Origin of the sequence: Francisella hispaniensis FSC454, from assembly GCF_001885235.1 — a bacterium.
Taxonomy (GTDB): domain Bacteria; phylum Pseudomonadota; class Gammaproteobacteria; order Francisellales; family Francisellaceae; genus Francisella; species Francisella hispaniensis.
This window is the reverse complement of the sequence record NZ_CP018093.1, coordinates 1-12,089: the sequence shown is the minus strand read 5'-3', so window position 1 is coordinate 12,089 and position 12,089 is coordinate 1. Positions and strand designations below refer to the sequence as shown.

Sequence of the window (12,089 nt, the reverse complement as noted above, 5' to 3'; positions counted from 1 at the left end):
TATTTGCAAAATCTTGGATTATATCTATATCTTTTAAAATCATATTTAAATCAGCAGGATTTACATTATATCCGAAGAAGTATTGACTTCTTTGTACCAAAAGAGGTGATGATATAACACTTTGTGACATTGCATTAAAAAATCTTCTTTTTTAATACCATTGTTTTCTGCTAATAACATTGCTTCACAATAACTAAACCATTGAGTAAAAAGCATTTCATTGATACAAAGTTTTTGTTTAAGTGACGCCCCAGCAATACCTAGATACAATACTTTATTACTAAGAGTTTCTAAAATATCTACAAAACTCTTACATTCTTCTTCTGTTGCTCCAAGCATAAGAGAAGCTCTTTTTTCTTCTAATGCCGCAGGATTTCCAGATATTGGCATATCTATTAATTTACCATTATTTTTGGTGACATGTTTATTAAGTTGTTCAAAACAGCTTACAGAAAGAGTACTCGCATCTAATATTGTATGACTTAATAAATTTATAGAAGTTAAGCCATTTTCACCAAGATAAACATTTTTTGCAGCAATATCATCATATAGAGAACAAATTATTACCTTACAGTTTTGAGCCAACTCTTTTGGAGAATCACACCAAACGACTTGTGATTTTTCTAACCATTTTTCAGCTTTCGCTTTAGTCCTATTATGAACAAAAACTTTATATCCTGAGGTTACAAAATGATCTATAATAACAGATCCCATATTTCCTAAACCAATAATGCCAACTTGCTTACTCATTTTAGCCACCTATTTTGGTACAGAGAAAAACTCTATTAGATTATCCTCTATTATCTTTATATTTATAATTTTAGCAGTTCAAAAACTTGATAAACAACCTTTCACTGCAAATACTATATGGCTTATACAAGCATTTTAAAGTTTAAATGATTTGTTTGATTTAGTTATCTCGAGAATCTAAAAATTCCTTTTCTAGAAAATCTAAAATACAGGCGTATAGCTAAATTTATTATAGCTCCCTACAGATAAAAAGGTCATAGTCAATTTATTTCAGCATCTCACTATTAAGCATTGATTTGATTGAGATCCTGAAATGAGTTAAGGGTGACAGAATGTACTCTTTTATGCCTAGTAGGCTATAGAATAACTCTGTTATTTTTAGTATTTAAATGATAAAACTAAATTTAATTAGATATTTATAGCTTTGTTTTTTGACAATTTCTTTTTTTTACATTAAATTTTATTAATTATTTTTGGAATAGGCTTACGAATTGCTAGTTTTAGCTTTCTACATAGGTTATTTTTAGTTAGATATTTTAATATGAAAAGAAATGAAGACTTCATGTGGTCACTTAGCCTGTACGGTACGGCTATTGGGGCAGGTATACTTTTTTTACCGATTCAAACTGGAATTTCAGGAATTATACCAATACTTGTAGTATTAGTTTTTATTTTTCCAATGGTGTTTTTATCACATCGTGCATTATGTAGATTTGTGATATCTAATCCAAATACTGACTCTGATATCACAGTAGTCGCTGATGACTATTTTGGTAAACTTGGCGGTATTATTTTTAATATTTTATATCTATTTGCTATATTGCCAATACTGTTAGTTTATAGCGTTGGTATTACAAATACTCTAGCTAGTTTTTTCAAATATCAACTTCACTATGATATCGAGAATAGATTTCTTTTAAGCTTTTTTACTATACTCTCACTAGTATTTGTCATTAACTTCGGTCAAAAGCTAATTATCCGTGTAATGAGCTTTTTGGTTTTTCCTTTTATTATTGCATTATTAGTGCTTTCGCTTTGGATGATTCCATACTGGAATATCAATATACTCCGTAATAGTTTTGAATATAATCATAGTTTTTCTGGAGTTTTATTGGCTATATGGATAATTATGCCAATACTAATATTCTCATTTAACCATTCACCGATTATTTCATCCTTAGCAGTTTATGCAAAAACTAAATATAAACAAAACGCTGATAAAAAAGCATCGAGAATTATTGCTTTTAGTAACATCCTAATGATTGCTACGGTAGTTATTTTTGTAATTAGCTCAATGCTAACTCTCTCGCCAGATGATTTGATGGCTGCGAAAGAAGAGAATGTTTCAATATTATCTTATCTAGCAAGTCATTTTGATAATTACTCTCTGGACTATATAGCTCCATTAGTGGCTCTAGTTGCTATGAGTAAGTCTTTTTTTGGTCATTATTTAGGCTCAAAAGAAGGTATAGATGGTATAGTTTGCAAAATTTCAAAAAACTCAATCAATCAAAAAACTATAAAACCAATTACACTATCAGTAGTGTTTTTATCATGCTGGTTAGTTGCTTACTTAAACCCAAATATTTTAGATATGATTTCTAGCATAGGTGGCCTTGTTTTGGCTGTAATACTGTTTATTATGCCTATTTATAGCATATATAAAATCAAATATCTAAAGCCTTATAAAAACTTTTTAGCTGATAGTTTTATACTTTTTGTCGGTATTATCGCACTATCTTCGGCAATCTACGTTTTATTCTAGAATTATACTTAAAATTTGACATTTAACATAATAAGGTATAAATTGTATCCACCCAAATGGGGGCGAATATGGTTTCGACATGAATGTCAAAATCTAAGGTGCATGCCGAGGAAGTACCGTAACCTCGTTAATAACAGTACAAATGCCAATAATAACTGGCAACAAAAAAGCAAACCGCGTAGCGGCTAACGACAGCAACTTTGCTGCTGTTGCTAAAGCTGCCTAGTCTAGCTTAATAACCTAGATGCGCACGGATATGATAGTCTTTCTTATGACACTATCTTTACATCCGTTCATATTCCGCATAAGACGGTCTTTGCTTTTTGTCTGGGAGTTAAGGCTGTATTTAACAGACTCGCTAACTATTACCCTGGCTAATTGGGGAGTAGCTAAGCTAAACTCAAATAGATTAGCCTAAGCATGTAGATCCAAAGATCGAGAGTTTGTGGACGCGGGTTCAAATCCCGCCGCCTCCACCAAAAAACTTTGAATAATAATCGCTAAATAGCTATTATTTAGCTAAATAAAACTTACCTTCATTATTTTTACAATGAAAAAATTATCAGTTTATACGTTAGTGATTATACTCTTAAATGGCTGTACTTTATATGATAGAGATACTACATCTAGCTCTTCTCCTCTAGTAAAAAGACAACAAAAAACATTATTTATCAATAAAACTCAAAATAATAAAAAACTCTTTGACTTTTTCAACTATTAAAAATTTTAAAACTAACTTTGATTTTTATGTTGACCAAATAAATGCTATGATTAAGATAGTTGCTTTTTGACTATTTTCACTATAATTTTGATCTTGCTGAACATTTTGAATATTTGCTTGCATAGGCTGCAAATTTTTTGCGTAACAAAAACTAAATGATAATAAAATTACTAAACTGATTATGTTTTTTCATATTATCTCCTTTTGTATATCTTTTACTCTAAACTAAAAGCTATAAAGATACAAATAAACTATTTTTTAATAAAAAGTTTATTATCCGACAATTTTTTTTATAGAATAACCTTCAGTAATTAAAATTTAGACATTCTAAAACATATGATAAAAAAATATTCTTTACTTTTTGCTATAGGTATAATTTGGGGATCTCAATTTATCTTCCAAAAAGAAGCTATAGAACATTTTCCACCTATTTTAATAGCTTTTGCAAGATCTTTTATTGGTTGTGTTGTTCTTTGTAGTGTTTGCTATTTCTTAGGCTTAAAATCAAAATCTTTCAAAAAAGATTTCGTTATTTACTCTTTGATAGCATTTCTTGAAGCTACTATGCCATTTATGCTAATTCCATGGGGACAAAAATTTACTAGCCCTTCAATCACCGCCATATTAACCGGGACAGTGCCTTTTTTTGTCGTATTATTAGGACCTTTAGTAATTAACTCAAGAATAACTTTTGCCAACATCTTAAGTATTTCAGTTGGCTTTGTAGGACTTGTAGTATTATTTTATCCGAATTTAGCTAATGAAAATCATTCAATAAATATATATGGAATATTGGCGATATTGCTAGCGACTACATCTTTCGCCCTTGCTTTATTACTTTTAAGTAAGTCATGTTTTCATGATAATCCGATTATTGTTTCAAGAAATATTCTTATAGCTTCTACTATACAATTATGCTTTTTATTAGCTATATTTAGACCAAACTATGCTAGTATTGACTCTTCTGTTTTCGCATTATCTTCATTAGTATATTTAGGAATATTTTGTGCTGGTATTGTTTATTTCCTTTATGCTTCATTGATAAAACTTGCAGGTCCAGTTTTTACTTCTTTTACTAATTATCTAGTTCCATTGTTTGGTGTTATCTTTGGAATTTTAATCAACCATGATCCATCTAATATCACTGTTTGGATATCTTTGATAATTATTCTTTCTGCTGTTAGCCTTAACTACATAACCAAACATTAAATCATTATTTCTAAATTAATATTTTCTATACTAGAGCTATATTTCTTTGATAAAATATAATTGTCATTAAAAGAGTTAGGAGAATAGAAATGAAATGTCCATTTAAAGAAAATGAATCTTGTTGCAAGCAATTTTGGTTTTGTGCGTTAGCTGTATTTTTAACGATTCTAGGTGTAGCTGTAGCACTAAAAATTATTACACTAATTCTATGTATTTTCCCTGGCTCTGTTCGTGAAAATACATGGCTCGTAGTTATATCTATAATTTTAGTATTATTTGCTGCTAAATACCATAGCAAAGGCAATTGTGGCTGCGGCCCTGACTGTAAATGTCCTTGCAATAAAAATCAAACTAATAAAAAATGCTGCGATAAAAACCAACAAGCCACTCAAGATAATTCTCAATAATCTAGATTTATTTGTATATTTTTTGTTATTTTTCTATATATAATAATCTATAAATTAGCTATTTCAAAAATGTAAAAATGCAATACCTAAAACAAGATTGTAAATTATCACTAAAACAAGGCTTAGAAGAATACAATAATAACTATCCTTTTCTAAACTGTAATGATGGTCATGATCAAGCTAGTAAATTGTATAGAAATCATGATATTACTCATGTGCTGTTTGCAACTATTCCTTTTGAGATTAGGGGTGAAGCTATAAATGATATTTGGTCTTTATTCGGTACAAATGTTACCTTAAAAGGTTATAAAGAATTTTTTAAATTTATTGACTATAAAACTATTATAAATAGCTATCTTAAAAAATATAAATATAAATTTGTTGTATATCTGGTAATACTAAGATATGTACCTATATGTTTATTAGCAGCATTTAAAGCCTCTAGAATGACTAAAAAATGGGACTGGTATAACTATGATGGCTATTTAGATACACCATTAAAAGATATAAGAAAAGAGTTTAATATCAGAATCATTAAGCCTTAAAAATTTAATACTATCAAAACCATTTTAATTTTTTAAATAAATATATTTGTAAAATTACTAAAACAAATAATATTAATAAAAAATCCAAAAGGCATGTACATTTTGCGCTCCTGGTATCCCAGCAACATTTATACCTAATAATCCTGTTAAAAAGCTTAATGGCAAAAATATAGCTGCAATAATAGATAGAAAATACATTTTTTTATTAAGTTTATCACTAAGAGTATTACTGATTTCATCTTTTACAATTTGTAGCCGATCACGAGCCTCTTCAAGATCTTCTATATAACGTACCACATAATTATATATTTCTACTAAATGACGTTTATGTGAGCTTCCTAGCCAGCTTAAACTACTCAATCTTAGTTGTTCAATCACATCCCTTTGTGGAATTATATATCTTCTAAAAATTATTGTTTGCTTACGTAACTCAGCTATAGATTCTCTTAAATCAGTATCTATTATTGCTATAGTTTGCTCTTCTATATCTACAAGTCTATCGTCAAGGTCTATTAAAACTGGCTCGATACGACTAGATAATTTTGCTATTAACGTTGTTATAAAATCAGCCGAATTTTTAGGTCCTATTTTATTTCTAAAACTTTCTTTTATATCATCAAACACATTCAAAGATCTAAAGCGTGTACTAATTATACGATTTTTATCTATCCATAATCTTATTGAAATCATATCTTCAGGGGCATCCTGTCTATTAGGATTAATGCCTCTTAAGATTATTAGTATACCATCATCTATTTGTGTAAATCTTGGCCTTGTTTCTTCGGCAACTAAAGCATCAACAATATAAGGGTCTAGTGAGCTTAGCTGTTGGTTTAACCATTCTTTAGTTTGTGGACTTTTAGCATCTAAATGTGTCCAAACAAGATTTTGATTATTTTCGATAGATTTATTGATAGCATCAACCTCTAGTGAAGTTGCTCCACCTTTACCATCTAAAATATAAGAAAATAAAATATGATTCATAATTATAAAAGCACTGTTTGAAATATAATAAATTTTAGCAGTATAAATTAGTGTTTATTAGGTTTTTTATTTAGAGATATAATTTTTTTGTTTTACCAATAAAATATATAAAAATGACGATATAATTACAAATACTAAAGTAAATAATCCGTAAGAAGATATATTTTCGTATATATATCCAAATATCAATTCAGATATTAAATATGCAAAAATAACCCATGAAGAGGCAAATATTTTTGTAATTTTAGAAATATCTTCTCTGCTATCTATATAAGCATATATTAAGAAGAATACTATATGTAGAACTAGAGCAATAGCTAAGTTAAGCACTCCTGCAATCATCAATAAGTACGTCAAAAACATATATACTAGAAAAGCAATAGTTCTAGAAAAAGGTAAATAACTTAATGGTAAAGGATCTTCTTTGTTACTCTTAATTTTGGCGTATGCAATAGGTAACGCTATACATGATACTAATATAAAAGTCGTTGTCAAAGAAGCTATCAATTGCCAATTTCTAAAGAAAAATATCAAAATTAAAGAACAAATAAACGAAAATACCAATGAAGTACGTGAAACATTTACACTTTGAGTAACTCGAGCAAAATACCTGGGCATCTGCTTTGCTTTTGACATTTCATTTAACATACGTGTACTAGCACCCAGATAAATAATACCTGTACCTGATGGACTAATCAAAGCATCTGCATAAAGTACCAATGCCAAAGCATTTAATCCTAATATCCCAGTTAATTGAGCTAAAGGAGACTGAAAGTTTAAGCCACCCCAACCATTTTCTAGCATTTTCTCAGGCACACCACCAATAAATGATATCTGTAGTATCAGATATATAAATAACACTACCAGCACACTACTAACTAGCGCTATAGGGATATTTTTCTTTGGATTCTCTAACTCTGCTGAAAAACTAGCTGCCATTTGAAAGCCAAAAAACGAGTAAAATATACCACAAGTAACAATCGCATTAAAAATACCACTAACACCATCTGGCATAAAGCGAACATTCTCTCCACTAAAATTACTCGAATGAAATGCTGCCAGCATAATTATCACCGATGTGGCTATTGGTATGATTATCTTTAGAGATGTCAGTGAGTTGTTAATTTTTGATAATGCCTTGATACCCCAATAGTTTATCAAAGTATACAATAGCATGAATGCTGCAACTACTAAAACTCCAACAAAGGTAAGCTTGCCATTACTAAATACATAAGGTGTAATTGGCTCATATATAGAAGATATATATTGTGTGGTAGCCATAGCCTCTGAAGGCACTAGGATAAGTCCTAACATCCAATTTGATAATCCTGTCACAAAACCAAAATGCTGATTGTGTGATATAGTTACCAATCGAGTAAATAATCCATTTGTTGGATATTTTACAGCTAGCTCAGATAATAAAAATGCCATCAAAAGAACTACAAAAGCTCCTATAATCCATGAGAATAGCGATGCTGCTCCAGTTGCTTGTGATGCATAATAAGGTGCATATAACCATCCACTACCAAGCATAGTGCCGATACTTAATGCTATAGCAGTAAATAGACTAGGTTTTTTTATATTTTTCATATTTTTGATAAAATATTGATTTTAAAATAGTTATATTATGACTCAGATAAAAATAAATAATCAATATTTTACTGTAAAGAAGCTTATATAATATGTGACTAATATTTTTAAAAAAAAGTACTATAACATTTAATAAACTAAAAAATTATAATGATAGAATTTAGAATCAAAAAAACCTTAATAAATCAAAGGAAGTTTTCATGAGTAAGAGCAATTTTAGAAAAAATATATTACCAGCATTAGCTGGAAATATCGCAGATTGGTACGAGTTTTATATGTATGGTATGTTTGCTGCGCCAGTTATTGCTAAGCTATTTTTACCACAACAAGAATACTTTATAGCTCTTTTATATACATACTTAACCTTTACTTTAGGTTTTTTTATTAGACCCTTAGGAGCCCTCTTCTTTGGCTATTTTAGCGATAAATATGGCAGAAAAAAAATATTATTCTACTCGTTATTACTTATGGGTATACCAACTCTACTTATGGCTTTACTTCCAACCTATGCCTCTATAGGTATATATGCTCCTATATTTCTGATGCTTATCAGAATATTACAAGGATTTGCTGTTGGTGGGGAAATTGGTGGAGCAGCTGCATTTATTTTAGAAAGCTCTAATAAAAATAGACAAAATATTTCTGGTGCTCTACTTATAAGTTCTTCTTTTTTTGCTCTTTTACTGGCTAGCAGTGTTAGTTATTGCTTATTAAATTTGTTGAGCAATAATCAAATATTAAAGTGGGGATGGAGAATTCCTTTTATTTTTGGATTTATAATTATTCTTTCGGGATTATATATCAGATATAAATCATCAGAAACTCAAGGATTTTTGGAGCTCAAAACAAAAAAATCAACTGTTAAAAATCCTATTAGTGACGCTATTAAATATGAATGGAATAATATGATTATTACTTTCTTTCTATCATCATTAATAGCTGTATTAGTTTTTATGGGAATTTCATATATGCCCACCTATGCAAGCCATTATTTACACTATGATTTTAAGCATGTATTACTGATTTGTACTCTTAATATAATAGTATTAATGTTTTCTTCAATTATATTTGGGTATATTGCTGATAGAATTGGTGGTAAAAAAGTTCTGATGTATTCTTGTATAGTCCTATTTATAGCCGCTTTACCAATATATCAAACTATTATAAAAAACCATCAATTAGTATCTATAGCTATTTTTTCTCTTGCTATTATAAGTGGTGCTGTAATAGGTCCTATATTTGCAAATACTGCAGGGTTATTTCCTGTTAAAAATAGAAATAGTGGTTTTGGAATAAGTTTTAATATAAGCGTTTCTTTATTTGGAGGAACTGCTGCCTTTCTTATGACTTTATTAATTACTACTACTGGAAATTATCTAATCCCAGCGTTATATATAATGTTTTTATGTATACCTTTTTTTATTGCCTTATTATTCATTCCAAAGGATTTATCAAAATAGTTTTTCTAGAAAAATAATAGCTAAGTTAAGGCTAATTATTAGCTATATTTTCATTGGCATAATAATAAATAAGCTATTATCTTTTTCGTCTTTTACTAATGCGCTCATATTAGGGTTATCAAGATAAATAGTCATAGTTTCTTCGCTAAGTACATTTATAATATCCAAAAGATATTTGTAATTAAAACAAATTTCCATTGCTTGATCATTATATTGAACTTCGATTTTATCTTCAGCCTTTTCATTATCTGGATTATTAGCTGATAAAAGCAATTGATTTTGAGATATATTCAAACGTACACCTTTGTACTTATCATTAGCAAGTATTGATGTTCTTAGTAATGAATTTTTGAAAAACTGCTTATCGACAGCTAATAGTTTTGTATTATTTTTAGGAATTACTTTTTGATAATCAGGATAACGGCCATCTATGAGCTTTGATATAAAAGCATAATTACCAAATATTGCCTTTAGATAATTTTTGCCAAGACAAATTTTGATATTTTCTTCTGTTTTGCCGACTATTTTTTTAAGTTCTAAAATTGCTTTTTTTGGTATTATCGACTGAGAGGCACTATCTAACACTCTACTATCAATTATAGCCTCTGTTATAGACATTCTATGACCATCTGTAGATACTGCTCTTAGTAAATTTGCATTAATTTCCCAAAACATCCCATTTAAGAAATACCTTGTATCATCATTGGCCATTGAAAAATCTACTTTTGAGATAATATGATGAAAATCTTGCTGAGAAAGATCAAAACTTGCTTGCTCATTGATATTACTATCTATAAGAGGATAGTTATCAGCATTTAATGATATAAGGTTAAAAGTACTATTATTAGAGACAATAGTTACCTTATTTTCATTAATTCTAAAATCTATCATTGAATTTTCATTCAAACTTCTGACAATATTATAAATTTTGTCAGCATTTAATGCTAACTTTATACTTGTGTTACAACTAACAGCTATATTACATGATATTTCTGTATCAAGATCTGAAGCTGTAATTTTGAGATTATTATTATCAATGTCAAATAATATACACGATAATAAAGGCATTGTACTCTTACTATTTGCGACTGACAGCATAGATTGCAAAGGCTTTAGTAAGTCATCTCTATTTAGTACAAAATTCATTTTTTAAAACCCCTTTGATAAAGTTATTAATTTTATTTAACGAGAAATCTTGTCTAAAAGCAACTCATAATCATCTGATATTGAAGTATTGCTTTGTCTTAATTTAGTTATAGCTTTAACAGCATGCATAACTGTTGTATGGTCTCTACCACCAAAAGCATTACCTATCTCTGGCAAGCTATGTGATGTTAGTTCACGTGCTAAACTCATTGCTATCTGTCTTGGTCTAGCTATATTTCTACTTCTTTGGTTAGAAGTTAAATCTTTCACTCTAATTCTATAAAAATCAGCAACAACTTTTTGAATATTATCTATTTTTACTTTCTTTTCTTGTATTTTTATAACATCCCTTAAACAAGCTTGTGCTACCTCAATAGTAGGATCTTTATAATTAAATTTAGAGGTTGTAAGTACCCTATTTAGAGCACCCTCTAGTTCTCTAACATTAGTGCGCACATTCTCAGCAATGAATGCTGCTGTTTCGTTAGGTAATTTTTGACCTAAATCATGGGCTTTCTTAAGCAAGATAGCAATTCTGGTTTCTAAATCTGGCATATCAACAGAAACTGTTAAACCATAGCCAAAACGCGAAACTAGTCTTTCTTCAAGTCCTTCTATTTCATTTGGATACTTATCACTGGTTAGAATTATCTGTTTACCATTTTCATACAAAGCATTAAAAGTATGGAAAAACTCCTGAGCTGTACCTTCTTTACCAGCGATAAACTGAATATCATCTATAAGAAGAATATCTGCAGATCTATAAACTCTTTGAAATTCATCTTGATCTTGTAGACGAATAGAATTTACATAATCTTTAATAAATTGTTCTGAATTTGTATAGATAATTTTAGCATTAGGATTAACTTCTCTTGCATGATTACCTATTGCTTGCATTAAGTGAGTTTTTCCTAAACCACTACCACCATAGATGAATAAAGGGTTATGCAATTTACCAGGATTTATCGATACTTGCATAGCTGCTGCTCTAGCAATTTTGTTAGCATCTCCAACTACAAAGCTGTCAAAAACATATTTTTCTTTTAATGGTAAGCCAAAAGAGTATTCCTCATCTTCTTTTGCTGTAATCAGCATCGCTTCATCAAAACCAAATAACTCTTGTGATGAAGAAAGATCTTTAGTATTAGACTTCTTCGATATTTTAGGCTCTTGTACTAATTTTGTATCTTCTGATTCATCCTTTATCTCAATAGTTGTCGTACTAAAAAAATTAGCTTGTGGTCCAGCTGTAATAACTTCAGTGATTTTTTCACCAGAAAATTTTTTGTTAGAATATTCTATAATTAAATCGTTACCATGACACTCTTGGATTGTTGATAAAATAAGATTTCCATACTTAGATTTTATATGTTTTTTAAAATATTCATTGTTACAAAAAACTGTGAATAAGTTACTATTTTGCTCTACATGGATAGGCTTTATCCACGTTTTATACTCAAACGTAGAAAGGTTTTTTTTAATTTTTTTTAAACATTTATCCCATGTAGTCAT

General features: G+C 29.2%; 8 protein-coding genes, 1 other RNA gene and 2 pseudogenes. 6 read left to right on the top strand and 5 right to left on the bottom strand.

Annotated elements, in window-relative coordinates; translation table 11 throughout:
• Nucleotide 1: 1 nt before the first annotated feature.
• Nucleotides 2–750, bottom strand: a pseudogene (locus FSC454_RS00060) (NAD(P)-dependent oxidoreductase); the annotation flags it as partial.
• Between the two features lie 541 nt (nt 751–1,291).
• Here FSC454_RS00060 and FSC454_RS00055 point away from each other — a divergent pair.
• The 5 genes from FSC454_RS00055 (at nt 1,292) to FSC454_RS00030 (ending at nt 5,397) form a co-directional block, all read left to right on the top strand.
• Nucleotides 1,292–2,515 (top strand): aromatic amino acid transport family protein, encoded by a 1,224-nt coding sequence (locus FSC454_RS00055; RefSeq protein WP_066046761.1) that lies wholly within the window; start codon nt 1,292–1,294, stop codon nt 2,513–2,515.
• Between the two features lie 58 nt (nt 2,516–2,573).
• Nucleotides 2,574–2,994: a transfer-messenger RNA gene (ssrA, locus tag FSC454_RS00050) on the top strand.
• 578 nt (nt 2,995–3,572) lie between these two features.
• Nucleotides 3,573–4,445: a DMT family transporter gene (locus FSC454_RS00040; RefSeq protein WP_014547347.1), complete on the top strand. Its 873-nt coding sequence runs from the start codon at nt 3,573–3,575 to the stop codon at nt 4,443–4,445.
• An 89-nt stretch (nt 4,446–4,534) separates the two neighbouring features.
• Nucleotides 4,535–4,852: a hypothetical protein gene (locus tag FSC454_RS00035; protein ID WP_044247098.1), complete on the top strand. Its 318-nt coding sequence runs from the start codon at nt 4,535–4,537 to the stop codon at nt 4,850–4,852.
• A gap of 77 nt (nt 4,853–4,929) precedes the next feature.
• Entirely contained in the window at nt 4,930–5,397 is a 468-nt protein-coding gene (locus tag FSC454_RS00030; protein ID WP_066044899.1) for a hypothetical protein, read from the top strand.
• Nucleotides 5,398–5,410: 13 nt separating this feature from the next.
• Here the strand turns inward: FSC454_RS00030 and FSC454_RS00025 are convergent.
• Together FSC454_RS00025 and FSC454_RS00020 are read right to left on the bottom strand one after the other, a co-directional pair.
• Nucleotides 5,411–6,381 (bottom strand): annotated as a pseudogene (locus FSC454_RS00025) (zinc transporter ZntB).
• A gap of 66 nt (nt 6,382–6,447) precedes the next feature.
• A complete protein-coding gene (locus FSC454_RS00020; protein WP_066044903.1) occupies nt 6,448–7,971 on the bottom strand; it encodes an APC family permease in 1,524 nt (507 codons plus the stop codon).
• Nucleotides 7,972–8,171: 200 nt separating this feature from the next.
• On the opposite strand from FSC454_RS00020, the gene FSC454_RS00015 reads away from it, so the two are divergent.
• On the top strand, nt 8,172–9,431 hold the full coding sequence (locus tag FSC454_RS00015; RefSeq protein ID WP_066044905.1) for an MFS transporter: 1,260 nt from the start codon (nt 8,172–8,174) through the stop codon (nt 9,429–9,431).
• Nucleotides 9,432–9,473: 42 nt separating this feature from the next.
• Here the strand turns inward: FSC454_RS00015 and dnaN are convergent, their stop codons facing one another.
• Both dnaN and dnaA read right to left on the bottom strand, forming a co-directional pair.
• The gene (gene dnaN, locus FSC454_RS00010) at nt 9,474–10,577 is read right to left on the bottom strand and encodes a DNA polymerase III subunit beta (RefSeq protein ID WP_066044907.1); all 1,104 of its coding nucleotides are present in this window, start codon (nt 10,575–10,577) and stop codon (nt 9,474–9,476) included.
• A 36-nt stretch (nt 10,578–10,613) separates the two neighbouring features.
• On the bottom strand, nt 10,614–12,089 hold the full coding sequence (gene dnaA / locus FSC454_RS00005) for a chromosomal replication initiator protein DnaA (RefSeq protein ID WP_014547340.1): 1,476 nt from the start codon (nt 12,087–12,089) through the stop codon (nt 10,614–10,616).

Excerpts from the sequence above, each read along its gene's own strand:
- FSC454_RS00055 (WP_066046761.1), top strand. The coding sequence starts at position 1,292 with ATGAAAAGAAATGAAGACTTCATGTGGTCACTTAGCCTGTACGGTACG.
- FSC454_RS00040 (WP_014547347.1), top strand. The coding sequence starts at position 3,573 with ATGATAAAAAAATATTCTTTACTTTTTGCTATAGGTATAATTTGGGGA.
- FSC454_RS00035 (WP_044247098.1), top strand. The coding sequence starts at position 4,535 with ATGAAATGTCCATTTAAAGAAAATGAATCTTGTTGCAAGCAATTTTGG.
- FSC454_RS00030 (WP_066044899.1), top strand. The coding sequence starts at position 4,930 with ATGCAATACCTAAAACAAGATTGTAAATTATCACTAAAACAAGGCTTA.
- FSC454_RS00020 (WP_066044903.1), bottom strand. The coding sequence starts at position 7,971 with ATGAAAAATATAAAAAAACCTAGTCTATTTACTGCTATAGCATTAAGT.
- FSC454_RS00015 (WP_066044905.1), top strand. The coding sequence starts at position 8,172 with ATGAGTAAGAGCAATTTTAGAAAAAATATATTACCAGCATTAGCTGGA.
- dnaN (WP_066044907.1), bottom strand. The coding sequence starts at position 10,577 with ATGAATTTTGTACTAAATAGAGATGACTTACTAAAGCCTTTGCAATCT.
- dnaA (WP_014547340.1), bottom strand. The coding sequence starts at position 12,089 with ATGACTACATGGGATAAATGTTTAAAAAAAATTAAAAAAAACCTTTCT.